We start from the raw sequence: 25,630 nt of genomic DNA, 5'->3' as shown, positions 1-25,630 counted from the left end.
GAAAAAAATGTGCCTCAAATTTTAAGACTGAGATGTGCGTATTTAAATAATGACATCAAGCTAGGTGTTTCTACTTAGTCAAAAAGTGGGATGCTCCCTGCGGGCGGCACTATTTATTGCGAAACTGACTCGGTAGTTACTTACGTTCCTGGTCCGCTGCAATGGTCTGATTTTTCCTTTTTCATGCTACGCTGGAGCGATGCTTGGGAAGTGGCAAGTTTGGAACATTTCCGCACTAAATGGAATCTGACTGAAGACAAGTATTTCAAAAAGCGCTACAGCAGATTGGGACAGCGCCGCCATCAGGCGATTGTTCGACCTTTTGTACGCAAAATTGCCTTCGGAAATCGCAATCCGCTGTTGGAAAAAATGTTTATTTCAGTCGATCGCACAATCAACCGTTATATTACTTCTCGGTTCGATCGAACGGGCGATCGTAAAGTGGAAGTTAAGGTATTACAACCGGAGCGATCGCAGGTTTTGGAAGCAGCATCTTCTGTTTTGTAAGAATAGTCAAATTTGCTCTCCAGTAGTCCGCCAGGGGTTTAAACCCCTGCCTCAAAGCGAAAGTCCTCTAAAGAGGACTGAGAAGAATAATTTTCAACTCATTAGTCCTCTTCAGAGGACTTTAGCTATGAGCCAGGGAATTCATTCCCTGGCGGACTGTCGGATAAGCGAACTACCCAACCAATCTAGTTTTTTCAGCATCTATCAAAAGGGAGATAAAATTGCACAATTCATCATTTCAAGGACTCTAAAATGCCGGAAACTAAAAGTGTTAAAGAAACTATACCCGGACTGGGACGAATTATCCAAAAGTTCTGGCCACAGATTCGCCATCAAAAGGTTTTGCTTTTAATTTCATTTTTAGCACTAATCGCTGAAACGGCCTTTCGTTTGCTAGAACCTTGGCCTCTGAAAATAATCTTTGACTACATTCTGCTGTCGGGATTTGAAACCGCTTCTCAAACATTTCCAATTATTAGAAATCTCAGCACCATTGAGTTGTTAACAGTCATCGCTGTGGCAATTGTGGCGATCGCAGCTTTGCGGGCCGCTTGCGCTTATATTAGTACGATCGGCATGGCTTTAGCTGCTACTCACATCATGACCGAAATTCGGGGGACTCTTTACAGTCACTTGCAACGGCTTTCTTTGTCATTTCATAGTAAAGCTAAAAGTGGGGATTTAATTACCCGCGTTACCTACGATGTAGAGCGCATTCGTGAAGCTACTGTCACCGCAGCACTGCCACTATTTACCAATATTTTTACACTCACGGGAATGCTGGGGGTGATGCTGTGGATGAATTGGGAATTGGCGATAATTGCGATCGCAGTTTTTCCGCTATTTATCCTCGTTTCCGCTCACCTTTCCAAGCAGATTCAAAAAGTAGCTCGCAAGCAGCGCAAGCGCGAAGGAGCGATGGCCGCCACCGCCGCCGAAGCAATGAGTGCCATTAAAGTAGTGCAAGCTCTTTCGCTCCAAGGAATGTTAGAAAGTTCCTTTAATAAAGACAACCAAAAAAGCTTACATGAAGGAGCAGAATCGCAAAAACTAGCAGCGGGATTGGAGCGAACTGTAGAGATGTTGGTTGCAGTTGCAACAGCTATAATTTTATGGCGTGGCGTGCAATTAGTGCTGGATAAAATGGTTTCACCTGGGGAATTATTGGTATTCATTAATTACCTCAAAACAGCATTTAAACCGATGCGGCAGTTGGCAAAATATACCGCCCAAATTTCTAAAGCCACGGCTTCGGGAGAACGGATTATCGACCTCCTTGATACGGTACCCGAAATTCGCGATTTGCGGGGTACAGTGACAGCACCACGTTTCCGAGGTGGAGTTGAATTTAAAAATGTAATGTTTGCTTATGATGCGGAAAAAGTGATTTTGCAAAACATGAGTTTTCAAATAAAAGCAGGTCAGCAAGTTGCTTTAGTCGGGCCTTCTGGCGGTGGCAAATCGAGTTTAGTCAGTCTGTTACTTCGGCTTTACGATCCTGTGGAAGGAGGCATTTTAATTGATGGACATGACTTGCGCGAATACAAAGTTGATTCGTTGCGACAACAGATTAGTATCGTGTTACAAGAGAGTGTTTTGTTTGCTGTCAGCGTCAAGGATAATATTGCTTACGGATGTTTGAATGCAACTGATGCTGAAATTGAAGCGGCCTCCCGTTTGGCTAATGCTCACGATTTTATCGAAGCATTACCTCTCGGCTACGATACTATTTTAGGAGAACGAGGATCGACGCTTTCGGGGGGACAAAGGCAGCGAATTGCGATCGCTCGTGCGGCTGTGCGTCAATCTCCGATCGTCATTTTAGACGAACCGACAACTGGTTTAGACCAAGAAAACGAACGTGAGGTTAGCGAAGCCTTGGAAAGATTGACTCAGAATTGCACGACTTTTTGGATTACTCACAATTTGAAAGCAGCCGAACAAGCTGACACAATTCTGTATATTGAAGGTGGCAAAGTTTTGGAACAGGGTGCTCATTCTGAACTGCTACGTTTGGGCGACAAATACGCAGCAATGTATGCTGTACAATCTGCCGGCAATAATTTGCCGGATGAAGCGGATTCCTTTGCTATTTCCCGTTAATGCGTTCAACAGTTGACAGTTGACAGTTGACAGTTGACAGTTTGAGAGCAACTTCTACCTAAAAGGAAGAGGATTGGAGTAATGAATAGTCTGGTTTTTATGTCTCCCTCAAAGGGAGAGGCTTTCAACCAATTATTTTCGGTAAATGTGAATTTTCTATCTTGAATTATTGCCGTTTTTATTTTACTCATGGTTTCTCAATTTTCCGTAGTTATTCTAATTGCTTTGACGACAGCTACTCCGGTTTATGCCAGCGAGTTGGCTGAGATAGATGGCGATTTATCTTCTATCACTAATAGTCAAATTTCTCTCAATCAAGTTAGATCGGAGTCGGTGGTTGAAACTGCACAAATAGAATCATCGGTTGAAACTGCACAAATAGAATCATCGGTTGAAAACCCATCTACACCAATAGAATCATCGGTTGAAAACCCATCTACACAAATAGAATCGGCGGTTGAAACCGCACAAATAGAATCGGCGGTTGAAACCGCATCTACACAAACAAAGTCCACCTTCGTGGACTCAGAAATGAAGGAAACACGAAAGGATGAATCTTTAGCAAACATTACCTCCGTCTCCGAATTATCCGATGTTAAACCTACGGATTGGGCATTTCAAGCCCTTCAATCTTTGGTAGAACGTTACGGGTTAATTGTCGGATATCCCGATCGCACTTTTCGTGGCAATCGTGCTTTAACCCGCTACGAATTTGCCGCAGCTTTGAATGCAGCCCTCGATCGCCTAAATCAGCAAATTGGGACTAATACTGCTAATTTAATCACCCGCGAAGACTTGGAAATTCTGAGTAAACTGCAAACAGAATTCCAGGGAGAGTTGGCAAGTTTGCGGGGTAGAATCGAAACTTTGTCACAACGTTTAGATGCCGTGCAGCAATTTTCAACTACTACCAAATTGGAAGGAGAGGCGCTGTTAGGAGTTATTGGAGTTGAGGGAAATGAAAAGGCAGATGGTGAAGGTGATGTTGATAGTAATCTTACTTTTGGCTATCGAGTCAGATTGAATTTTGACACGAGTTTTACGGGGAAAGATCGACTCAGAACGAGACTGCAAGCTAACAACATTCCTAAAGTTAGCGACGCTGCGGGAACAGACATGGCTAATTTGAGTTTTCAAGGCGAAAGCAAAAATCAATTTGAACTCAGTCGATTAGAATATCGGTTTCCCATCAACAATCAAGCCGTAGTTTATGTGGAAGCTGTCGGCGGCAGTCTCAACGACTATACTGATACTCTTAATCCTAATTTAAGCGGCAGCAGTCGGGGTGCGGTATCCCGTTTTGGACAGCGAAATCCGATCTATCGTCACGGCGAAGGTAGCGGTGTTGGAGTGAGTTATGCTGTTAGTAAAAATGTTAGTTTAGATGTCGGATTTGTGGCTGATAAAGTAAATGATCCGGCAATTGGTTTCGGGAAAGCAGCTTATGGTGCGATCGCCCAATTAACTCTCCGTCCAACTAATAATATCGGAGTTGGTTTAACCTACGTCCGTTCTTATAATAGCCTGGATACGGGAACAGGGAGCGATCGGGCAAATGATCCTTTTGACGGCGAAAGCGATGCAATTGCAGCCAATTCCTTCGGCATTCAATCCACTGTCAAACTCAGTCGCCAAGTCACAGCCGGAGGTTGGGTGGGATATACCCGCGCCCAGGCCCTTGATTTGCGCGATCGACCTCAAGCTAGTATGTTTAACTGGGCGGTAACTTTAGCCTTCCCCAATTTGGGTTCAGAAGATAGTGTAGGAGGCATAGTTATAGGCCAACAACCTAAAGTAATAAACAGCGATTTTATCGAAGACGATCGAGAATATATCGACTCGGACACATCACTGCATTTAGAAGCATTTTATCGGAGGCAATTAACAGATAATCTAGCAGTAACTTTGGGTTTGTTGGCGATAACTAATCCAGAACATAACAGCAATAATGATCCAATTTACATCGGTACTTTACGCACAACTTTTAGTTTTTGAGAATAACCAATAAAAAAGTAAAAAACTTCCTTATTCCTTCTTCCTTCTTCCTTCATTACAATCATGAACAATACAACTCGCGTTATCCTCGTCCGTCACGGTCAAAGTATTTATAATCAGCAAGGACTTTATCAAGGCTGCTGCGACGATTCTTTCCTAACTGAAAAAGGTCGTTTAACCGCCTATCAAACAGGACTTTCTTTAAGCACCATTCCCATAGATTTTGTTTACAGCAGCCCACTTCAGCGCGCTAGAGAGACAACTAGCGAGATTTTAAGTGCGATCGCAACTATAGCCGACAGTCACCCAGAATTGCACATCCATGAAAACTTAAAAGAAATTGACTTACCCGCTTGGAATGGTTTATCATTCAAATACGTTCGAGAACACCTTGCTGAAGATTACCGCTGTTGGAGAGAACGCCCTCACGAATTTCAGATGTCTGCTGAAACTGAGGATAATTCCTCCGGTAGCAATTCAGTTACCACTTTAGTCAAACCACAAAATTTTCCAGTCCAAAATCTCTACCGCCAAGCTCAAAATTTTTGGGCTGATATTCTGCCAAAATATGCTGGTAAAACAATCTTAATTGTCACTCACGGCGGGACAATCAAAGCATTAATCAGTACCGCGATCGGGATGAAATGTCAAGACTTTCATACCCTACAGCAGTCTAATTGTGGGATTAGCATTCTGAGTTTTGTTGGTGCAGAATATCAGGCTGAATTAGAAGCGATGAATTTGACAAATCATTTAGGAGAAATTTTACCTAAACTGAAAGAAGGCAAACAAGGACTGCGTTTGTTGCTAGTACCCGCAGACAGTGAAAAAGACGTTTATATCGACAGTATTGCCAGAATTATCGAGAAAAGCCCTCTCAATTTTTGCCTTAACAGTGAGGGAGCCAATTCCGCACAAATGGCAGAAAAACTAATTCGATCGTGTTCCCAGCCCACAGTGCAGTTATCCATCTCAACCGAAAAATTCATGCAGACTTGGCATCAGACAATTTCTGGGCGATCGCGCGAAACTTCCTCTCTTTGTACCGGATTAGTTGTTGCCGAAATTGGCGAAATTCAGGGAGCATTAAATCAAGTTTTAGGCTTGCCAATTCAACAGGAATCTCTCAAGGTTCAACCCGGAACTATCAACATTTTACACTATCCTGCTTCCGCGAAATATCCTGTATTGCAAGCGATGAATCTCTCCGGTCAAATTAGTTAGAGATCCCTTGAAATTATTTCCATCACCAATTACCCACAATGAAAATTTTAGTCACAGGCGCAGCAGGCTTTATAGGGTACCATTTAGCCCAAAGATTATTGTCCCAAGGTGAACAGGTTTACGGTATAGACAACTTAAATGACTATTATGATGTCAATCTCAAAAAAGCGCGTTTGGCTCAACTCCAGCCGCATTCAGAATTTACTTTTCAGCAGTTAGATTTGAGCGATCGCACTTTAGTATCCCAACTCTTCCAAAATCAAACATTTGACCGAGTTGTCCACCTCGCAGCCCAAGCTGGTGTGCGCTATTCCCTGGAAAATCCCCATGCTTATGCAGACAGCAACCTAATGGGATTTTTGAATATCTTAGAAGGTTGTCGTCACAGCAAAATCAAACATTTAGTCTTTGCTTCTTCCAGTTCCGTTTATGGCAATAATACCAAGATTCCCTTTGCTGTTAGCGATAATGTGGATCATCCCATATCGCTTTACGCCGCCACAAAAAAAGCTAACGAATTGATGGCTCATTCCTACAGCCACTTGTACAACTTGCCAATGACGGGATTACGCTTTTTTACAGTGTATGGGGCTTGGGGACGACCGGATATGGCATATTTTAAGTTCGTAAAGGCGATCGCGGAAAACAAACCCATTGATGTTTACAATTTCGGCAAAATGCAGCGCGACTTCACTTATATTGATGATGTCATTGAAGGAGTTGTGCGAGTCATGGAAAAGCCTCCTCAATCCAATTCAGAAACATCAAGCACCGTTCCCTATAAAATTTACAATATTGGCAATAATTCCCCAGTGGAATTGCTGGCATTTATTGAAGTAGTTGAAACGGCAATGGGCAAAAAAGCGGTTAAAAATTTGTTACCAATGCAGCCTGGTGATGTACCTTCTACCTATGCAGATGTAGATGATTTGATGGCGGATGTAGGGTTTAAGCCTAGTACCCCGATAGAACAAGGCATCCATCAATTTGTAGAGTGGTATTTAGACTATTACGGCGGTGCAACCCCCAACTCGCACACTCAAAGTGTGACAAACATCAAATATCCGCCCGAGGGCGATCGTCTCGCCACAATTTAAGCAGAAAAAATATTCACTAATGCGTTTTTCAATTGAAGCGCATTAGTGTTCCCCTATTGTTTGAGTAAGATTTTTTTCCGATAAATCGCGCAAATTACTCAATTCCAAAGACTCTTGTTTGACGCGACAAGCCATAGATGCTAACTGCAAACTCATAAAAGCATTCAAATCTTCCAAATCCCACTTGGCTGAGGCAAAAAGATGCTGCATTTGATTTTCCGCTTCCAAACTTAGATAGCCAGCGGCAATAGCTTCCTGTACAACTTCACGAATCAGCAGGATCTAATTTTTCCTTACGAAATCGGATAGCAGTTAGTAGGGTGCGTCGCCACCCAAAATCTCTGACTTGCATATCGACAATCTGATAGCGACGCACCTATAGCGGTTCTCAAAAAAGTGAGGTATGCCCTATGCCCTATGCCCTATTCCCTATTCCCTATTCCCTATTCCCCGTTCTCACCTTTCTGAGAAAGGCTATATGCGATCCAAGATAAACAAACCAACACAAATTTTGTACTAAAATTATGTAAAAATGATATTAAAATACAGCCACATCGTATCAGCGAAGTAGTGTTTCCCGCACTCGGTTCGCCGATGACAGCAAGGCGTTTCCCCTTACTTTTAGGGCTGTCGCTGTTAGCACCGACATGAAGTTCAAACCTATTGTAAAAAATCACAAATTCACCTGCATTGTTGGACAATTGACCGAGTTTGGCATCGTCAATTTAATCTCCTGGTTAGATCCAGTTTCAGGATTGGGGATTGGTATGGTTTGCTTGGTTTGGCATATTTTCCAGGATATTAGAGAAGAAGACGAAGAAGACAGGGATAGTCACTCCAAATAGGTTCGTAGTAAGGACTTTAGTCCTCCGTTGGATCGTCGCAGCAAATTTCATGGGGTGCATTTTGGTTTGACAAATATGTGCGTAGGGGCGAATCCGTGGAATCAATCCCAAATCGAAAATCTAAAATCCTCTCTTCCCCCGAATTTATCCGTGGGGTCGCCTCTAAAATCTAAAATCTAAAATCTAAAATCTAAAATCGATTGACCTCCGTCAATATGAAATTATAACTAATAACTGATATGCGGTCATGCGATGCGAGAGTCCTCTTCAAAACCCAGATGCACCCATTTCATATCATCGCGGGCGGGAACTCTGAGAACCGCCTCTACAAATGTGAAATCTGCTGTATTAGCTTCCGAAAGGGCGATCGCACTTCTCATCAATGATATGCTTGAGCTAGGGATTAGGGCGCAATTAATGTGAATACCTTCAAACTTACTCATTCAAGACCAGAAGAGCGCAAACTACTTACTTGTTTACCAGCCTAAAGATGATAAATCGGAGTATTTAGCTCTAGCGGGTTACAACCAAGAAAATTGGCAAATTCTCAAGAGAGATATAATGGAAGCTGTAGAGGGTGCTGAAGTGGCAGAAGTTACCTCTACAGGTTGGGGTACTCGCTTTAAAGTCAAAATTCAGTGGTATGGCCCTAACAATCGATTAGTTAAAGTTGTTACTATCTGGCAACAAGATGAGGCATCCGAGATGGTTAAATTTATCACCCTTTATCCTGACAAGTCATAGGGAGGCTCAACAATGACAACAGCAACATTATTTCAGTGGGTAAGACTCAAGCAAGATATTCCTAATAGTCCAGTAAAGAAAGGGGACACAGGAGTTGTTTTAGATTATCTGCCACCCACGAACAAGCAGCCCGAATCTGGATATACTTTAGAAGTCTTTAAAAATGGTGAAACTTTAGATGTGATTTCTGTACCGATTTCTTGGGTGACACCGCTACCTGAAATTTGGGGAGATTCTCAGCACGCACCAACTGATATTAAGGTGAAGGCTCTAGATTAGGTAAAGAAGGGCGATTCACGATCGGGATAGCTACGCGGCACTTCCGAACCCAGATTCGCCCGCACCAAACAAGAAACCCTCCCCAACAAGGAGAAGGGAGGGTGAAAAAGAGAGTTAGAAATTTAAGTTTTTTCCGAATTAACAATAATGAGTCACATCCTCGCCGCACTCATCGGCCAAATAACACAAAGCACGAAAGCGCAGCCCCACCACTTGCTCGTAAAGCGGATTTAACTTGCACAGCGGCGGAATGTAAAATAAAGTGCGATCGCAAATTTTGACTTCCCGCTCAAACGGACACTGGCTGGGAATAAACTTGCACAGAAACCGAGCTAACTTTTGACTTTTAATTGCACTATTGTCAAGCCACTGTTTCAGCGGATTCAACAAGTCAAAGCGCGGCTTGTGGCCGTAAGGTTGAGGATTTGTAGCGACACTAACAGGGGTTTCTTCTTTGCCATGCCATACCCAAATTGGCAGAATTCGATCGGACTGTGTATTCTCAAATACGTTCATATTTCTCTGTTCCTCTTTTACAACGAGGTGCCAAGAACTCTTTGTAGAGCTTGTACGAGATTTTGTCTACAATAAGTACCTACAGCAGCTCGTTTTGCTTTACCGGATGAAACTTCTTGAATTAATGACTTGATCCGAGAAAAGTAGTTCCTGATTATTTTTGAGAGACGGTGTGCGATCGCAAAAGTGTCCTCATTGCCAGCCCAAGGATTTATCTATGGGGTAAAAACTCTGCCTTAAACCTTAAACCTTCAACCTTCAGTTAACTCTCCTTTTGTACTTCCTCTACGATAATGACGCATCGAGGTCAATAATTCCCTGCGTGAAAATGCGGAATTTTCAATCAAAGTTATAATAGTTTCAAATAAGCACGGCGCTGCAAAAAACCCTGAAACCCAGCGCCCACTGTCGCTGCGTGCGTGAATCGTAGCTATCCCGAGCGTGAATCGGCCAGAAACTCCTACAATTATAAATAATCGGCATTACCGCCCTCACCACCCATGAGCAACCCAGAAACCAAATCTATCACCCGCGAATTGCAAAGCCACGTCGCCATTCTCGGCGGCTTCGTCTCCCTCCTCTGGATTATTGAGATTCTCGATGTATTCATATTTCGAGGCGCGCTGAATTCCTACGGAGTCCGCCCCCGCAGCATCGACGGACTTGAAGGCATCCTATTCATGCCTTTTCTGCACGGCAGTTTTGCTCACTTAGCCGCCAATACCCTCCCGTTTCTGACATTTGGTTGGCTGATCATGCTGCAAGAAATTAGCGACTTTTTTGTTGTCAGTGCCGTTACTGTACTCATCAGCGGATTGGGAGTTTGGCTGACAGGCGCGCCCAATTCCGTGCACATTGGTGCCAGCGGATTAATCTTTGGTTACTTCGGATTTTTGCTATTGCGGGGCTTTTTTGAACGCAGTTTTACGTCTATTATGGTATCTTTAATTGTCGGTTTCTTCTACGGCGGTTTAATCTGGGGAGTTTTGCCCTCGCAGCCTGGAGTTTCCTGGCAAGCGCATTTCTTTGGCTTTGTCGGCGGCGTATTAGCAGCTCAACTTTTGGGGCGGCAGAAACGGCAAATCAACTAGGATAAGACTTATGCTGCATCGTATTATGACCTTAGGTACGTTGTTGCGCTTCAGCGCTCATTGCTATAGAAAAGAGCGCTGAAGCGCAACTACGTACCTTACAATTGCATCCCGAAAAGTAAGACTAACTGCTTACTAATAATTCTACTTGCGCCGGCAAGCACACAGTAAAAACCGAACCGCCACCTAACTGGCTTTGAACTTGCATATCACCGCCCATCATCAAACAAAAGTGACGGCTAATAGTCAATCCCAAACCCGTGCCGCCGTACTTGCGCGTAGTTGAGGCGTCACCCTGCATAAAAGCTTGAAATAAATGCTGCATTTGTTCGGGGGGAATCCCAATACCAGTATCAGCTACGCGGAAAATTATTAAATCGGAAGGTTCTGCTATTTCTTGAGTTGTTAAGCTGTCATGTTTAACTCTTTCAATGGACAGGGTAATAGTCCCGCCTTCGGTAAATTTTGCTGCATTGCTCAGCAGGTTGAGCAATATTTGACGAGTTTTGGTAATGTCAGCATACATCACTCCCAAGTCATTAGCACAATTAACTTCAAATTTATTAAATTTTTTCTCTACCAAGGGTTCGGCAGTAGAAACTACCTCGTCAATTAAATTAACCGGGTTGAAAGTTTCTAAATAAAGTTCCATCCGCCCCGCTTCAATTTTAGAAATATCGAGAATGTCGCTAATTAAAGATAGCAAGTGTTTGCCGGCAGTTTGAATTTTGTGCAAGTCTGGGATAAAATCTTCGCAGCCCAAATCCTCGGCGTCTTCTTTGAGCATCTCGCTGTAACCGATAATGGCGTTGAGGGGAGTTCGCAATTCGTGGCTCATATTGGCTAAGAATGAGCTTTTGGCTTGGCTGGCTGCTTGAGCGGTTTGAGCGACTTGTTGGAATTCTTCTGCTAGTTTGCGTTGGGTAATGTCTTCGGCAATGCCGACTATACGGTAAATTTCTCCTGTTTCGTTGCGGACTGGAAAAGCCCGATCGCGCACCCAGCAAACTGAACCGTCGGATCGCACTACCCGATACTCCTCATCATAATCCCCCTGCACCTGTTTTTCAAAGGCAGCCTTAACGCGATCGCGATCGTCTCGGTGAATAGCATCCCAAAAAGCGTCCGGATGTGACAGCAAACTCCGATAGCTTAAATTCCATATTTTCTCGCAAGCAGGGCTCACATAAATTATCTGCTGTTGATTCGGTTCTCTAATCCAAAATACCTCATGAATATTTTCTGCCAACTGGCGAAACCGTTCCTCACTGGCGCGCAACTGATCCACAGCACGGTGAAACTCTGTCACGTCTTGAACCAGCGATGCCACCCCAATTATACAGCCCTCAGCATCAACCAAAGTCGTATTGTACCACTCGCAAAGAATAATTTTGCCGTCCTTTCTAATGTTCTCGTTAATGCTACTAATTCCTCCTTGATTAGTGAGCAAAGTTATAGATAGTTGCCTGACATACTCCTTAGCATTTTCAGGAACTATGAGATCTACTCCGTGGCGTCCCATTGCTTCCAAGCGATTGAATCCAAAAATTCTTTCTGCTGACAAATTCCAGTCCGCAACTTCAAAATTGAGATTCCATTCGATCGCCCCCAAAGGAGTTTGATAGAGGTGAAAAGCGAGTTTTTCCTGAGATAGTTTCAGAGAGCGAATTAATTGAGTTTTATCAGCAATCGCAGCTTCCACCCGCTCTTCGAGAGTAGTAAACGACTCTTCCAATTGATCTGCCATCGTATTAAAAGAGCGAGCCAGGACACCCACCTCATCCTCCCGATCTACAGACGCCATCAAGCGGGGATCTACCGCCATTGAGTCCCATTCTCCCCGCGACAAAGCCTCCGCAGCCTTGCTCAGACGCTGAATTGGCATGACAATCCACCTCGAAGTCACACATCCTAGAGCCGTCGCCACCACCAAAGCACCGAAACAGAGCAAAATTGTGTAGCGAGTGTTGGCGTTAATCGCTTCCATAAAATCGGCTTCGGGAACCGCCACCACAATCAACCAGTCGAGGCCCTTGCTGTCTGAGAGCGGTGTCACCTGTAGAAATTGTCGTTTCCCATCGATCGCAAAATCTAACTGGTAAATACGATCGATCTTGCTCAAATGCCCGAAGCGTTGTGTCAAATAGCGGGCAGTCGATCGAATTAGAACATTTTTGCTATTCGCTGCCCCAATCCGTTGTGGAACGCCTTTGCTCACAATAAATGGCGCTTCTGGAGTTGAATTTGCAACCAATTCTCCAGACCTTTCGACAATAAAAGTTTGTCCTGATTTACCAATCTTCAGTTTTTCCAAAAATTGATGAATATCAGAGAGTGTCAAATCAGAACCAAGAATTCCAAGCAGTTTATTATTCTTTCCGTAAACGGGTTGAGCAGCAGTAATTGCTAGTTTGGGAGTGTCAAAATAAGTATAAATTTTAGTCCATGTCGGCTTGCCAGCCCGCACCGGAGCTACATACCAAGGTCGGGTGCGAGGGTCGTAGTTAGGAGTAGTTTTTAAAAGCTTAGTTGCTTCGCCGAACTTAGACGGCGTGTAGCTGTGCAAATTATAGCCAGTAGACTTATTAGAAATCCTAATTTGCAAATTGCCATCGTCAAGCCTTTCAACTCCCGTAAAAATTTTTTGTTCGGAGCCGAATTGAATGTAGCTAATTGTATTAAAGGTTTCGAGTTGTTTGGAGAAGTAGCTGAGTAAACTGGCTTCATCCTGCACGTTCAAAATACCCAGACGGATGGCATCGAGATTGAGTTGATTGATTTGGTGCGGCCTTTCGATATAACTATAAATGTGTTGCTGGATGCGCGATGTGACTTCGGCCCGCAGTTGCGCGGCAACATCGTTGACAGCTATGCGCCCGTGGCGCAGGGACAGCCACCCCGTCAGCCCCACCGCAGCGAAAGTCTGGATGGCAAAAGGCACTACAAGGACGAGGCGAATTGGCACTTGGCGCGACATTTTTAAAATATGGTCGCTCAGATGTCTGATTGGCATGATGAAGCAGAAATATTACGAACCCACAAAGTTTCGGTAAAGTACAACCTGATGAGCGCAGATTTTAACGTTGAGATCGTTTTATATGGCAAAGTGCTGTTAAAAACTCTGAATCTGCCGCTAGTAACTTAATTTTTAACGACTGCCACCGTCATCTTAGCGCGATCGCGTGCTTGGTCAGGGCGATCGAGATTAATGCAGTAAGTATAAGGAAGAAGGAAGAAGGAAGAAGGAAGAAGGAAGAAGACAGACACAGCAAGCTTGAGCTTGATTCATATTTTATGTTTAATTAGGTGGATTTACTTATCACTCCTGGAATGAATGTAGGCGCTGATACTATTTGAGATTTTACATTTGAAATTGGGTAGTTTGCGATCGCACTCCCAGCATCAGAAACTGTTTTTTTTCTCGCGTCTACTTCATTGCATCCGCCAGATGCACTAAACAAGCAGGTTTCTGAGAGTCGGAGCGCGATCGCAAGTTATAAATATTTACAATAAATTCACTTGATATCTCCACAACAAGCTACTTTTGATAGAGCGCAACTTAATTCCGGCTGGGTAGAATAAGTATAGTAGGATGCAACTAGCGGAGGCATGGATGATGAACGCAGTTATTGCTACTCTTGGCACTGCTCTCGGACTGAGCTCAATTTTGATCGGTTTGACCCCGGCGGTTATCGCCCAACAAAGGCTGCAACCAGCGCCCCAAAATTCAGAAACGACTTTATCAGGGGATTCCCTCAGAACTGTGGAGGACAGAACCGTAGACTCGGACTACCAAAACTTGATTGGTGAACGAGAAACGGCGGCTAATGCTGCTATTCGGCAGCGCAGCTTGGGGGATACATTTCGCCTCAAAATCGGCCCCGAATTGGAATTTATCACTACTCCTTCCGACGCCCAGCGCCAAGGAAATCCCGTTCCTCTCCAACCCAACGACAGTGGTACAGGAGCTGGAGTTCAGCTTCAGCTAGGACTTTAGTAATTTTGAATGAATTGATGTCAAGCAAACGAGCGATCGCACAGCCCGATTTTTGAGGCTATAAGCTCTTGTGACTGCGATCGCTCGTTTCTCTGAATTTTATCACAAGTTTTGTGCGGCTTCCATCACAGGAGAGTCTTTATTCTCAATCTACAATTGGGGCTATTAAACATCAGACGCATCCCAATTAGATACGTATCTTTACAATAGCGCATAAAACTGGCGGTGAAGGTCATGGGAAAGGCTCAACTAATCGATTATTTGCGGGGGGAGTTGGCGATATCGAATTCTGCGATCGCCGTTGCTCTGAGACACGATGAACAAGATGCCGGCCAACTGCCGATGGTTCTGTGGCAGTACGGGTTAGTTACCTTGGAACAGTTAGACCTGATTTTTGATTGGCTGGAAACTCAGTCGGCTTAATAATTTAAAATTCCGAATTTTAAAATATGGATATCTGATTCCAGATTTGTGAGAAATAAAGCTTACCAAAAGATTGGGTCTAGAACCCCGTCATTATAGGACGGCTTGAATTCAAAGTCTAAAGATTACTTTCCAATCAAGTTTATAGCTACAATTGCCCATAAGCGTCATAGAATAATTCCATGATTGTACTAGAGTTCAAGTTAAAAGGCAAGCCACAGCAATACCGGATCGTAGACGAAATGATCCGCACAGCTCAGTTTGTCCGAAACAAAGCTCTCAGATATTGGATCGACAATTCCAGAGTTAAACTATCGGATTTATACAAACAATGCGCCATCATGGCGAAAGAGTTTGAATGGGCCGGAAAACTTAACTCAATGGCGCGTCAAGCTTCGGCTGAGCGTGCCATTTTTGCTATTCAACGTTTCTTTTCTAATTGCCAAGCTAAGAAACCAGGAAAAAAAGGATACCCACAATTCAAAAAAAACACTCACTCCGTAGAATACAAAACTTCCGGATGGGCGCTTTCGATCGACAAAAAATGTCTAACATTCACGGACGGTTTTGCGGCGGGTACCTTTAGGTTACTCGGTAGTCGAGACTTGCACTTCTATGCACCTACTGAGATTAAACGAGTCAGAGTAATTCGTCGAGCCGATGGTTACTACGCTCAGTTCTGTATCAATGTAGAGCGAACAGAAGAAATAGTTCCTACGGGGAAAACGATTGGCATAGATGTGGGATTGAACCATTTCTACACCGATAGTACAGGGGCAACAGCTCCTAATCCTCGGCATTTGCGTAAAAGTGAAAAAGCTTTAAAGCGGTTGCAGAAACGAGTTTCTCGGAAAAAGAAAGGATCGAGTAATCGCAAGAAAGCGATAAATAAGTTAAGCAGAAAGCACTTAAAAGTCAGTAGGCAGCGTAAAGACTTCGCCATCAAGACGGCGTTGTGCGTAGTGAAATCTAACGATTTCGTAGCCTACGAAGACCTTCAGGTGAAAAATATGGTGAAGAACCATAAGCTTGCCAAATCAATTAGCGATGCAGCGTGGTCACAGTTTGCCCAATGGTTGCAATATTTTGGGAAAGTGTACGGTAAAACAGTAGTTGCTGTAGCACCTGGGTACACTTCCCAAGATTGCTCAAGTTGTGGCAATCGCGTTCAGAAATCCCTATCGGTCAGAACTCATATTTGCCTGTGCGGTGCGGTGTTAGACCGCGACCCCAATGCAGCTTTGAATATTTTGGCTAAAGGATTGAAAGCCCGTGCAGGAATTAATTTAAATACGGTGGGGCACACCGGAATTAACGCTTGGGGACAGACCGACCTCTACCCATTGGTGGTGACATCAACGGGCAAGCCGACTGGTTGAACCAAGAATCCCTGCGCGTTCAAGCCGGGGAGTGTCAAACAAACGGTCGTCTAAATAAAAGTATAGGGTTGAGTGTTGAGGTTGAGGTTGAGGTTGATTTTTTACCTTTGGGTAAGATCTAAATATGCGATAGGGACACAGCACTGCTGTGTCCCTATTGTTATGGCTCCAGACGCGTTGACACTCTCAGGTCTAAAGACACTGAGATTCTTAAGAAATTTCGTTCTTAATATCCCTATTGCTAGGGTTCCTGGGCGCAATCCTTTTGCCAAAGAATGGTGGGCTGCTATCCTTGCCTTTCAGCAAGCTCCTCAAGCGTTTAAGGGTTTTTAGCCCTTGGTTTCGTGGAGTCCCCGCGTACCTTTAATGTATGGTAGGCATTTGCTTCTCAGGTTTGCACCTGTGTATCCATCCCATCATGCTTAGTGTAAGAGCTTTTGCCCTTTTTACACTGCCAAAAATGTTAAGAATTAAGAAAGACTCACGGCGGTTAAAACCGCCCGTGTCGCTTTCATCTCAGGTCTAAAGACTCGCTCGTTTTTCGCTTCCCGACTATTTTTTATAAAACAAGCCCCAGCAACTTTTAGGTGTGCGGGGGCTTAGTTCGATTCAATTTGGTGGCGGGAAGTGGATTTGAACCACTGACCTTCGGGTTATGAGCCCGACGAGCTACCAGGCTGCTCTATCCCGCGTCGCTTTATATCTATCTATTCTCAAAAATCAAACCCTGCATCCTCAAAGATTGCAGGGCTTGTTTCAAGTTGGTGGCGGGAAGTGGATTTGAACCACTGACCTTCGGGTTATGAGCCCGACGAGCTACCAGGCTGCTCTATCCCGCGTCGTTTTGTCTACTCTCTAATATAAACACATCTTTCTGGAAATTGCAACCCCTCAATCAAAAAAACTTTTGAGGTTGTGGTAGGGGTTGCTGAAATTGGCGAAGAAGTATCGATCGAAGAGGGGGAGAGGGGGAGAGGGGGAGAGGGAGAGAGAGGGAGGGGGAGAGGGGGAGAGGATTTTTGATCTGGTTATTTAGATCTACAATTTAAATGCAGAAAAACTTAGAGCATCGAAACTTCGCCGACTACCTCCAAACGCTTAAAATCGCTGAGAGTCAGGTAAGTATCCGAAAGAGTTTCGGCGATCGTCGCAGTAATCCAGCCCAACTGCTTGAGCAAGTGAATCGCCACAGCAAATTTAGCGCGCTTTCCTCCATCAGTTACCTTAATTGCCAAACCCATACCTTCGCCAACCCGGCCAATACACTGAACTCCCTCAGCACCGGATTTGCTCACCAATTCGCCTTGAGTCAAGCGCATCAGTTCCGTGTCAAATCTCCCCTCACCAGCAACCATCATCGGGTGATGAGTCATAGCGCGGACAATCCGCTCCATATCCACATTGTCGCCGGAGGCTAATTTAGCGTACAAAGACGCCATTTGCCCCAACTGCAACAGATAGGTAGGAGCGCCGCAGTCGTCGCGAGCGCTGATAAACTCTTCGGCAGGCATGGCCAGCAAGTCAGCCACTTTGCCCAAAATAAGCTGCTGGACGGGATGTTTGCGCCGCAAATAAGTTTCTAGAGGCCAGTGCAGTTGCTGACAGACAGCCAGCATTCCGGCGTGTTTGCCAGAACAGTTGTATTGCAGGGCGCTCTTTTTGCCTTCAGGAATGGGGCATTGAAGTTTAGATGGGTCAATGTCGCAGCGCCACAGAACGTTAAACACCTGTCGCGATTGCTCGATCGTACCTTGATGAGAACTGCAAATAATCGCTAAATCTCGATCGGTCAATTCGTAGCGTTCCAAAGTGCCGCTCGCCGTCACAGCCAAAGCTTGAAAAGGTTTGAGTGAAGAACGGACAAATGTCGCCGTTTCCGAGTTACCGGCAACGGAAAGAACGCGGCCGCGTTTGTCGCAAACAGCGGCTTGGGCGCGGTGCTTCGATTCCGGAATACCTTCGCGCAGCAGTGTGACTTCGAGTTCGGGAGCTTGGGTTCGTTTTCCCCTTGTCATATCAATTTTAGATTTTAGATTTTAGATTTTAGATTGGGGTGAAAGAAGTCTTGAGTTGCCAGTTGTGAAGTTAATCTTTTGGTGATTGTTTGTAACTCAAAACTATCGGGCGGGCAGAAAACTGCGCCGCCCCTACGACTCAAAACTTCCCTTTTACCATGAACGATTACACAAAACTCCAAATTAGTCCCCCGCCAACCAGCAATACTGTCAAACCATAAAATGTCTGCCGCAGACGCCTGAGAATTGGTTCTAGTTCGTAGTTGACTATCAATTGGTCTTGAGCTAAAACTTCGGGAGTTTTAGGCCAAGATTGACAATCGTACCAGCCAGACTCTTCGTAGACGACTGTGGGATTGGAAAGTCGCGATCGCACGTAGAACCAACCCAAGTAAAGCCGCAGCAAAGCTAATCCTAGAATAAAACCGGCACCAGCGGCAGCGCACAGGGCAAACTGAACTGGATACTTCAGCGGAGCAAAGCTGGCTGCTGCTAAGGGCCCGGATACCAAGCAACTCCAACCCCATACCCAAGCAAGTTTTGCCAGATATGCGGGCAAATCGAGAGTTACCCAGCTAAAAAACCAGGATTCTGTAAGTTCTTGATATTCATTAACCGGGCGTTGTTCCTGGGGAACAGGACAAATAGAAACAGAAGTGTCTTTCACATTAGCGATCCTCTCGGCGCGGTGGAAAATTCAATGCGTTCGGCGTGTCCCCAGAACGCTTCTAAATTGTAAAATTCGCGCTCTTGAGGTTTCAAGATGTGGATAATCACGTCGCCGTAGTCCATGACGACCCAACTGGCGTCTGATAGCCCTTGTGTACGCAGCGGCAAGCGTCCCCATTCTTCTTCTACTTGGTCGGCGATGGCTTGGGAGATGGCTCGTACCTGGACGTTGGAGAATCCGGTGACGATCGCAAAGTAGTCAGCGAGATAGCATACTTCTGCGACGCCCAGCAATACAATATCAACTGCTTTGCGGTCATCGGCAGCTTGTGCAGCGGTCAATATCAGGCCGCGGGCTTCGTCTGGGATGGTGGCGTCGGTTACTGTGGACTGGGCCCGGGAGTATTCGAGTTGGGTTAGATCTGACATTAAGTGTTTAAGTTCCTAATTGATACGGTAAGGGGGAATTGGTGCGCTATTGGCTTTCGGTTGTTGGCAGTTTGAGACTGGAAATAGGAGTTAAATTCAAGCCAAAAGTAAGTACAGGATTGCTGGTAAATTTTACGTTTAACTTGTGATTTGTTCGATCGACTTTCCCGTCGATTTTCCTATTTCGGGCGATTCCGCGCGGGCCGTTTGCAGCGCCCAATTCCGCGTAAGTACGGTGCGCGGGTGAATGTAGCAGCGAGTTTCTAGCAAATATTTGAGAGAATGATCGCTAGTTTGCCACACGGCTGCATAAAGATTTTGGACGCTTGTCTCGCGCAGTGCTTCTAGTTCGGCTGTGTTGCCGCGGCTGGGTTCTATAGTGTCTGCTATAAATACGGTACAACTGAGCTGGCTCATGTTTGGTCTGCCGAGGGTATGATTGGCGATTGCGTCCAAAATTTCTCGATCGACCACCCCGAATTCGTCTCTAGCGACGATCGCGCTCGCGTCTGCGTGCAGCAAATGCGGGTGTGCTTCCAACACTGAGTCTAACTCTAAACCTTCGTTCTGAGCCATTTGCAGCAGCATTTGGGGTTTGAAGTATTTTGCCAAGTCGTGCAACAATCCTGCCGATCGGGCTTTTGCTTCGTCGAGGCCGTAATGGCGAGCCAAGTCTCCTGCTGTCTGTTCGACTCCGAGGATGTGTGTGATGCGGGCGGCAGGAACGCGCTGTGTGAGCCAAGCTAGGACTTTTTCGCGATCGAGTGCAAGTGTCAAATATTAACTCCCAAATTGTAGGATCTACTATTTTAGCGTTTTCTTTTAATAGACTGCGGTGTAGGGCTGACAGGGGTGCGGTGGCTTGTGGGATGGGGAGGGGTGAAGGGGGCGATCGGTTCTACCTAAACCCTTCAAAAATCTGTTAAAGTCGGTGGCTGTAACGACAAATTGTAGTTACCATAGACATCTGGCAAAAAGACAGTCAAGAACAGGCAGGATGCCTGTTCCACAATAATTATGCCAGAAGTCTAATATTTAGTAACAATCAATGAACAACGAATTTACTTCGAGCAAATCTCAAACTGACTGGCAACGCCTAGATGCCATGACTGATGAAGATATTGATTTCTTTGATTGCCCTGAAATTACGCCTGAAACGTTTGCCAAAGCATTAGTTCGGCGAGGCTTACCCAACCCTAAGACGAAAGCTCAAGTGACCTTACGCATTGACCGTGATGTTTTGGAGTGGTTTAAATCTCAAGGTCGAGGTTATCAAACTCAGATTAACACGTTACTGCGAGAATACATGAAAGCCCATCAATAATGGATTTGCTATTTTTTGTATCGTTCTCATTTATTCTACTTTTAATCAGTGCCATCAAAGGTTATTTTATAGTTGCTCCGCTTCTAGCTTCGATGGCAATTTTGACGGTCATTTTGTTGCGGAGGGGATTTCCGCTAAAAACCTTAATCAAAATGGCTGTTGCTGGCAGTCAAAAATCTTTTTCAGTCATCGCTATTTTACTTTTAATCGGCGCAGTCATGGCTGTGTGGATGGCTGCGGGGACGGTTCCGGTTCTGGTATATTGGGGAATTAAATCGATCGACCCTCAGTATTTCATTTTTTGGGCGTTTATCTTAACCAGCGTTTTTTCTGTACTGCTGGGAACATCTTTTGGTGCTGCGAGTACGATCGGCATTGCTTTGATGATAATCGCCAACGGCAGCGGTGTAAATCCGAATCCGATCGCCGGGGCGATTGTAGCGGGAGCTTATGTGGGCGATCGGTGTTCTCCGATGTCTTCGAGCGCTATTTTGATTGCGATCGTTACCAAAACCGAAATTTATACCAATCTCAAAAATATGGCGGTGACGGGCTTATTACCGCTGCTCGTTTCCAGCTTGTTGTATTTAATTTTATCGGCTTTTAATCCCGTCGAACTTTCGGGCAACAATTTGGCTTTGGAACTAGGCACAGCCTTCAATCTTAATTCGATAACTTTGCTCCCAGCCTTGACAATTCTCATACTTTGTGTACTGCGAGTCGAAGTCAAAATCGCGATGGCTGTTAGTATCATTACCGGAAGTGCGATCGCCTTTTTCGTTCAAGGTTATTCGCCGATCGAGATTCTGCAATTTGCGATCGCAGGATTTAAATTAGAATCAACTTCTAGTTTAAAAGATATTGTAGCAGGAGGAGGAATTTTGTCTATGGCAAAAGTTTCATTAGTTGTAGTTGTCTCGACAGCATTTGCTGGCATTTTTGCCGGCACCAGAATTTTAGAATTTGTGGAAGTGTCTCTCAATAAAGCTCGAACCAGAGGAGATTTATTTTTTGCCACAAGAGTAATTAGCATTTTTTCAGCAGCCTTTGGTTGTACCCAGACGATCGCAATTATCTTGACCCATCAATTAGTGGAATCAAAGTACCGCCAACAAAAATTAGATGATTATCAACTTGCTGTAGACTTAGAAAATACCGCTGTTGTGATTTCCCCCTTAATTCCTTGGAATATTGCAGGATTAGTTCCAGCAACTGTCTTGGGTGTCAATTCGGATTTTATACCCTATGCGTTTTATTTATATCTGATTCCTTTATTTAATTTGATTCAACTGAAACTGGCTAAGGCACCTCATAAAAATTAACCAAAATTAAGAGATATCTTACATTCATTATCTCGCTTTTCTTAAAATTATCGGTGTTCATCTGTGTTGCGTCGGGAGCATCTCAGTTTTGCATCTGTAGTGCTGTCCCCGCTCGCGTGCTGATTGATATAGCAGGCGAGCGGGGACGCTCGCACTGCAATAAAAAATGCTTCTTGCAAAAATGAGATGCTCCCTGTTGCGTCTGCCTTAAATCTGCGATCGATCGCAGATGTATGCAATTGCTCGTCTACTTTGGCAGCGGTTGCAATATTTTCTCAGCATGACTTGCCGCCACCGCCGCAAATAAAGCCTCATAATGATTCAAAGCTTCCTCAAATCCGTAATTCTCCACAGCATACTTTCTACCTTGCTCGCCCAACGCATCCACCCGATCGCGATTTAAGAACAAATCCTCCACAGCATCAGCCAAAGCCTGCGGATCTTCCGGCGCTACCACCACCCCGCCACCGCTTTGCTGCACTGCTTTATGCGCCGTACCAGTTTCGGGAACGGACGCCAAAATTGCCCGACCGCTCGCCAGCAGCACTTGAATTTTTGAAGGCATATTAAAGTTAGTTACCCGGCGCTTTTGTACGACTAAACTAACATCCGCAGCAGCTAACATTTCGGGCAATTTTTCTCGCGGTTCAAACGACAGTAACATTACATTAGTAGCTTTGTAAGTTTCGCAATCTTTTTGCAAGCGCGTCAGTGCTGTTGATTCCCCCACAATTACAAAAGCAATTTCAGGTATGTGCTTCAAACGGGTCGCTGCTTTGACCACTGTTTGTAAGCCTTGGGTAAGGGCAATATTTCCAGCATAAAGAACCACAAACTTGCCATTTAGTTTGTGGGTTTCGCGAAAGGGGTTATTTTCTTTTGGTAAAGGGCGGATGAAATTGACATCAACCCAATTCGGAAGGCAAACTATTTTTTCCGGGGGTACTCCCTGAGAGTGCAATTTGCTGACAAAACCGCTGTCGATAACGCTGACTTGGCTGGCTGTGCTGTAGGCAAATTTTTCTAAGGCGTCCGCAATCTGAATTAGCAGTCCGTTTTTTTTCACCAAGCCGACGCGCACTGCTGCTTCTGAGACGATATCCTGTACGTTGAGGACGATCGGGATATTGCGAGTCCAGCCGTAAAAGGCCACTGGAACGCAAATCGGTAAAGGTGGCATTGTTGAGAAAATCACGTCGGGACGCCAGCCTCTGAATGCTTGGACGGCGCTGGATACGACAAAACTACCGTCTAGCAAAAGTCGGTCTAGCAGGCTGGGGTGAGGGCCGTTGACGCGCAGGTAACTCCGCTGAATAGTGACGCCGTTGTGTTCTTCGGTGAGGTAAAATTTGCCCCGATATTGCGGATAAATTCGCCGCTGGGGATAGTTGGGCATTCCGGTGACGACTCGAACTTGGTGCCCTCGCTTGACTAGGCCTTGGGCTAGTTCTGTCATCAAGGGGGCAATGCCGATCGGCTCTGGATAGTAGTTATAGGAATAAATTAGAATACGCATAATATATTTAGTTTGAAGCAAATAGTCCTGCCGCTCCTCTACTCGATCGTCCACCCGGTGAATTGCTGAGGAGGTGGTTGGGTGTCAGGGAGCATCGCAGGGGCGGCGCCCGGCCCTGCCGACGATCGCCAGAAGCCGCCCAGGGGAGGGCCCTGCCGGCGCCCTCAGGTAAGGTTTTTCCGCATTACCAGGCAGTTGGAGCGATCGTCGGTACGGATATAGTGCAGCTCGTCGGTGAGCTTGTACATAAACACCAGTCCCCTTTCTCCTTCTCTATCCAACGGATCGCGCTGCTCTTGCAGGATCGAGCGCAGCTTTGATTCCAGGTTGAAGGGTTGACCTCTGTCCCAAATCCTAATTTCTAAGTAGTCTGCAAACACTTTTACGTCAATGTCGATCGGCGTCTCGGGGGGCAAGTTCTGGTGAGCATGGCGGACAGCATTTGTAAACCCTTCATTAACAATCAGGCTGCACTGCCACCACAAGTCCTGTGGTATCAGCGGCAGAACAATATTCTCCAACCATTCCGAAACTTGTGTCAGAGCGTTCAGGTCTGTTGTAACCTGAAGGTCAAACTCGGCAATTGGTTGCTCGTCTTTCATTTTTCTTCTCCCTGGTCGCCCCCCACCACCGCTGTAGCCAGCGCAGGTTGGAGAGGAAAAGGAGGGCAAGGTCTTGGCAACATATTAGTTTAGTCAAGCTTGAATTGAAGAAGCCCGTTTTGCCTCAAGGTGAGCATTCCTTTCGCACCATTTACTCGATCGCGAAAATGAGAGACTTCCGATACTGTAACCCGCTTCGGTAGGACGTTTAAATCGGAAAATTTCCCGACTCAGCAGCTTGCGATGAGTTATTTCAGCTTCGACCGTGTTAGCAGTCGGTACTTTTCTCAACACACCTGAGTTCTTGTCGTCCTCGAAAACCCTGCTGGAGTCATTCGAGTACGACCTCGAACTCGCCAATTGCTAATTAATGCTCCGATCGCAGAGCTGGTAAATAGATGCACATTTTCTGTGTGAATTTTAACACTTAATACTAACGTAAGTATCGCGATCGATCGCCTACTTGACTAAGTATCAAGTTCGAGTTCCGGCTGTCGAGAAATCAACAGCAACTAAAATTTCAGCAATCGGTTGTTGACCGCTCTACATAGCGCCACTATTTTTGTTAAACAGCACAGTTATGGTTTTAACAATTAGTTTCAGGTCATACATCAGGCTCCAGTCTTGTTGGTATTTTAAATCTAAACGGATGACATCTTCAAAATCGCGGACTTTAGAGCGACCGTTGACTTGCCATTCGCCTGTCATTCCAGGTTTGACATCAAAACGCTGCCACTGAGGGACTTCGTAGCGCTCAACTTCGTCTGGAGTAGGCGGTCTGGTGCCGACTAGACTCATTTCGCCTTTGAGCACGTTCCAAAACTGTGGCAGTTCGTCGAGACTCGTTTTCCGCAAGATGCGTCCGACTTTGGTAATCCGCGGGTCGTTGTCATTTTTGAAAAATGCGCCAGAAGCTTGGTTTTTAATTTCGGCTTTCATGGCTTCGGCATTAGTACACATCGATCGAAATTTCCAAATCCGAAATCTTCTGCCCATCCAGCCGCAGCGGGTTTGTGCAAACAATATCGGGCCCGGATCGTTAATCGTGATGGCTGCCGCTATGGGTACAAACAAAATTCCTGTAATTATCAAACCGACGATCGCCCCAACGACATCTATCACCCGTTTCACCAACGACTGCACCGAGGGATGCGTCATCGGTAGCTGATTGTCGGAGGGGTGTGTCTCTATGGGAGTTGACGTTGCAGAAGGCTGCTCGATTGTCAGCACTTGATCTAGGCTGGTGAGAGCAAATACTGCCATCACCTGTGGCTTGAGGCTTCGGAGCACCAAGTCGCTGCCGCGCTGTTTGGAAAATTTCAGATTGCTGACTAAAGCACCGATCCCGCTACTGTCAATGAATGTCGTCTGACTGAAGTCTAGGACAATTTTGCTGGGAACGGTGTTTTCAGAGAAAAGTTGCTGGCAGGTTGTCTTGAAGTTTACGGCTTCAAGTACGCTCAAGCGCACGGGTATGTGAACCGAGGGAATCTCGTCCAAGTATGTAACCCGAAAATCTGTCTCTGGGGTTTGGCTGACCATGAAGTCCTAGT

26 protein-coding genes and 2 tRNA genes are annotated in these 25,630 nt (G+C 45.3%); 14 read left to right on the top strand and 14 right to left on the bottom strand.

Features of this window, described 5'->3' with window-relative positions; translation table 11 throughout:
- Positions 1–183: 183 nt before the first annotated feature.
- The 5 genes from JGK14_RS24350 (at position 184) to JGK14_RS24330 (ending at position 6,926) form a co-directional block, all read left to right on the top strand.
- The gene (locus tag JGK14_RS24350; protein ID WP_325315585.1) at positions 184–507 is read left to right on the top strand and encodes a hypothetical protein; all 324 of its coding nucleotides are present in this window, start codon (positions 184–186) and stop codon (positions 505–507) included.
- A 252-nt stretch (positions 508–759) separates the two neighbouring features.
- Positions 760–2,610, top strand: coding sequence for an ABC transporter ATP-binding protein (locus JGK14_RS24345; protein ID WP_293207065.1), 1,851 nt, complete (start codon positions 760–762; stop codon positions 2,608–2,610).
- Positions 2,611–2,799: 189 nt separating this feature from the next.
- Positions 2,800–4,605, top strand: coding sequence for an iron uptake porin (locus tag JGK14_RS24340; protein ID WP_293207067.1), 1,806 nt, complete (start codon positions 2,800–2,802; stop codon positions 4,603–4,605).
- Positions 4,606–4,668: 63 nt separating this feature from the next.
- On the top strand, positions 4,669–5,829 hold the full coding sequence (locus JGK14_RS24335; RefSeq protein ID WP_293207069.1) for a histidine phosphatase family protein: 1,161 nt from the start codon (positions 4,669–4,671) through the stop codon (positions 5,827–5,829).
- A 38-nt stretch (positions 5,830–5,867) separates the two neighbouring features.
- Positions 5,868–6,926 (top strand): NAD-dependent epimerase, encoded by a 1,059-nt coding sequence (locus tag JGK14_RS24330; RefSeq protein ID WP_293207071.1) that lies wholly within the window; start codon positions 5,868–5,870, stop codon positions 6,924–6,926.
- 42 nt (positions 6,927–6,968) lie between these two features.
- Here JGK14_RS24330 and JGK14_RS24325 read toward each other — a convergent pair whose 3' ends face one another.
- Together JGK14_RS24325 and JGK14_RS24320 are read right to left on the bottom strand one after the other, a co-directional pair.
- Complete coding sequence (locus JGK14_RS24325; protein WP_442921477.1) at positions 6,969–7,136, bottom strand: hypothetical protein; 168 nt, start codon at positions 7,134–7,136, stop codon at positions 6,969–6,971.
- Between the two features lie 880 nt (positions 7,137–8,016).
- Entirely contained in the window at positions 8,017–8,214 is a 198-nt protein-coding gene (locus tag JGK14_RS24320) for a hypothetical protein (protein ID WP_293207074.1), read from the bottom strand.
- On the opposite strand from JGK14_RS24320, the gene JGK14_RS24315 reads away from it, so the two are divergent.
- Together JGK14_RS24315 and JGK14_RS24310 are read left to right on the top strand one after the other, a co-directional pair.
- A complete protein-coding gene (locus tag JGK14_RS24315) occupies positions 8,195–8,515 on the top strand; it encodes a DUF6883 domain-containing protein (protein WP_325315586.1) in 321 nt (106 codons plus the stop codon). The two genes, JGK14_RS24320 and JGK14_RS24315, sit on opposite strands and share 20 nt — an antisense overlap.
- Before the next feature lie 12 nt (positions 8,516–8,527).
- Positions 8,528–8,794 (top strand): DUF4926 domain-containing protein, encoded by a 267-nt coding sequence (locus JGK14_RS24310; protein ID WP_293207080.1) that lies wholly within the window; start codon positions 8,528–8,530, stop codon positions 8,792–8,794.
- A gap of 138 nt (positions 8,795–8,932) precedes the next feature.
- Here the strand turns inward: JGK14_RS24310 and JGK14_RS24305 are convergent, their stop codons facing one another.
- Entirely contained in the window at positions 8,933–9,310 is a 378-nt protein-coding gene (locus JGK14_RS24305) for a Mo-dependent nitrogenase C-terminal domain-containing protein (protein WP_293183279.1), read from the bottom strand.
- A 500-nt stretch (positions 9,311–9,810) separates the two neighbouring features.
- On the opposite strand from JGK14_RS24305, the gene JGK14_RS24300 reads away from it, so the two are divergent.
- Positions 9,811–10,401, top strand: a complete 591-nt coding sequence (locus tag JGK14_RS24300; protein ID WP_293230312.1) for a rhomboid family intramembrane serine protease — start codon at positions 9,811–9,813, stop codon at positions 10,399–10,401.
- Between the two features lie 124 nt (positions 10,402–10,525).
- Here the strand turns inward: JGK14_RS24300 and JGK14_RS24295 are convergent, their stop codons facing one another.
- The gene (locus tag JGK14_RS24295) at positions 10,526–13,414 is read right to left on the bottom strand and encodes a PAS domain S-box protein (protein ID WP_325315584.1); all 2,889 of its coding nucleotides are present in this window, start codon (positions 13,412–13,414) and stop codon (positions 10,526–10,528) included.
- Between the two features lie 600 nt (positions 13,415–14,014).
- On the opposite strand from JGK14_RS24295, the gene JGK14_RS24290 reads away from it, so the two are divergent.
- The 3 genes from JGK14_RS24290 to JGK14_RS24280 all read left to right on the top strand — a co-directional run bounded on the left by JGK14_RS24290 (position 14,015) and on the right by JGK14_RS24280 (position 16,200).
- Complete coding sequence (locus JGK14_RS24290) at positions 14,015–14,398, top strand: hypothetical protein (RefSeq protein ID WP_293183273.1); 384 nt, start codon at positions 14,015–14,017, stop codon at positions 14,396–14,398.
- A 234-nt stretch (positions 14,399–14,632) separates the two neighbouring features.
- Positions 14,633–14,821, top strand: a complete 189-nt coding sequence (locus tag JGK14_RS24285) for a DUF2949 domain-containing protein (RefSeq protein ID WP_293183271.1) — start codon at positions 14,633–14,635, stop codon at positions 14,819–14,821.
- Positions 14,822–15,003: 182 nt separating this feature from the next.
- A complete protein-coding gene (locus tag JGK14_RS24280) occupies positions 15,004–16,200 on the top strand; it encodes an RNA-guided endonuclease InsQ/TnpB family protein (protein ID WP_293270906.1) in 1,197 nt (398 codons plus the stop codon).
- A 615-nt stretch (positions 16,201–16,815) separates the two neighbouring features.
- Here the strand turns inward: JGK14_RS24280 and JGK14_RS24275 are convergent.
- A tRNA-Met gene (locus JGK14_RS24275) sits at positions 16,816–16,892 on the bottom strand.
- On the opposite strand from JGK14_RS24275, the gene JGK14_RS24270 reads away from it, so the two are divergent.
- The gene (locus tag JGK14_RS24270) at positions 16,856–16,984 is read left to right on the top strand and encodes a hypothetical protein (protein WP_293270904.1); all 129 of its coding nucleotides are present in this window, start codon (positions 16,856–16,858) and stop codon (positions 16,982–16,984) included. The two genes, JGK14_RS24275 and JGK14_RS24270, sit on opposite strands and share 37 nt — an antisense overlap.
- Here the strand turns inward: JGK14_RS24270 and JGK14_RS24265 are convergent.
- The 5 genes from JGK14_RS24265 to yqeK all read right to left on the bottom strand — a co-directional run bounded on the left by JGK14_RS24265 (position 16,963) and on the right by yqeK (position 20,090).
- Positions 16,963–17,039, bottom strand: a tRNA-Met gene (locus JGK14_RS24265). The genes JGK14_RS24270 and JGK14_RS24265 overlap by 22 nt on opposite strands.
- A gap of 222 nt (positions 17,040–17,261) precedes the next feature.
- Positions 17,262–18,215 carry an asparaginase gene (locus JGK14_RS24260; protein WP_293196897.1) on the bottom strand — a complete coding sequence of 318 codons (954 nt, stop codon included), beginning with the start codon at positions 18,213–18,215 and terminating at the stop codon, positions 17,262–17,264.
- Between the two features lie 166 nt (positions 18,216–18,381).
- The gene (locus JGK14_RS24255; RefSeq protein ID WP_293183265.1) at positions 18,382–18,882 is read right to left on the bottom strand and encodes a CGLD27 family protein; all 501 of its coding nucleotides are present in this window, start codon (positions 18,880–18,882) and stop codon (positions 18,382–18,384) included.
- A complete protein-coding gene (gene rsfS / locus JGK14_RS24250; protein ID WP_293183263.1) occupies positions 18,879–19,313 on the bottom strand; it encodes a ribosome silencing factor in 435 nt (144 codons plus the stop codon). Before rsfS ends, JGK14_RS24255 begins: the two co-directional genes overlap by 4 nt.
- Before the next feature lie 138 nt (positions 19,314–19,451).
- Complete coding sequence (gene yqeK / locus JGK14_RS24245; protein ID WP_325315583.1) at positions 19,452–20,090, bottom strand: bis(5'-nucleosyl)-tetraphosphatase (symmetrical) YqeK; 639 nt, start codon at positions 20,088–20,090, stop codon at positions 19,452–19,454.
- Positions 20,091–20,361: 271 nt separating this feature from the next.
- Between yqeK and JGK14_RS24240 the strand changes: the two genes are divergently transcribed.
- Both JGK14_RS24240 and JGK14_RS24235 read left to right on the top strand, forming a co-directional pair.
- Entirely contained in the window at positions 20,362–20,637 is a 276-nt protein-coding gene (locus JGK14_RS24240; protein WP_293196895.1) for a BrnA antitoxin family protein, read from the top strand.
- Positions 20,637–21,959 (top strand): Na+/H+ antiporter NhaC family protein, encoded by a 1,323-nt coding sequence (locus JGK14_RS24235; protein ID WP_293218915.1) that lies wholly within the window; start codon positions 20,637–20,639, stop codon positions 21,957–21,959. The genes JGK14_RS24240 and JGK14_RS24235 overlap by 1 nt, the downstream gene beginning before the upstream one ends.
- A 247-nt stretch (positions 21,960–22,206) precedes the next feature.
- Here the strand turns inward: JGK14_RS24235 and JGK14_RS24230 are convergent, their stop codons facing one another.
- The 4 genes from JGK14_RS24230 to JGK14_RS24215 form a co-directional block, all read right to left on the bottom strand.
- Complete coding sequence (locus JGK14_RS24230; protein WP_293183255.1) at positions 22,207–23,475, bottom strand: WcaI family glycosyltransferase; 1,269 nt, start codon at positions 23,473–23,475, stop codon at positions 22,207–22,209.
- Positions 23,476–23,639: 164 nt separating this feature from the next.
- A complete protein-coding gene (locus tag JGK14_RS24225; protein WP_293207092.1) occupies positions 23,640–24,077 on the bottom strand; it encodes an ATP-binding protein in 438 nt (145 codons plus the stop codon).
- A gap of 93 nt (positions 24,078–24,170) precedes the next feature.
- Positions 24,171–24,371, bottom strand: coding sequence for a hypothetical protein (locus JGK14_RS24220; protein WP_293183251.1), 201 nt, complete (start codon positions 24,369–24,371; stop codon positions 24,171–24,173).
- A 249-nt stretch (positions 24,372–24,620) separates the two neighbouring features.
- Positions 24,621–25,619 carry a sugar transferase gene (locus JGK14_RS24215; RefSeq protein ID WP_293183249.1) on the bottom strand — a complete coding sequence of 333 codons (999 nt, stop codon included), beginning with the start codon at positions 25,617–25,619 and terminating at the stop codon, positions 24,621–24,623.
- Positions 25,620–25,630: the final 11 nt, after the last annotated feature.

It is taken from the genome of Microcoleus sp. PH2017_28_MFU_U_A, assembly GCF_020738035.1.
Taxonomy (GTDB): domain Bacteria; phylum Cyanobacteriota; class Cyanobacteriia; order Cyanobacteriales; family Microcoleaceae; genus Microcoleus.
Note: the sequence above shows the minus strand (reverse complement) of the source record. Positions and strands in the feature narration are given on the sequence as shown.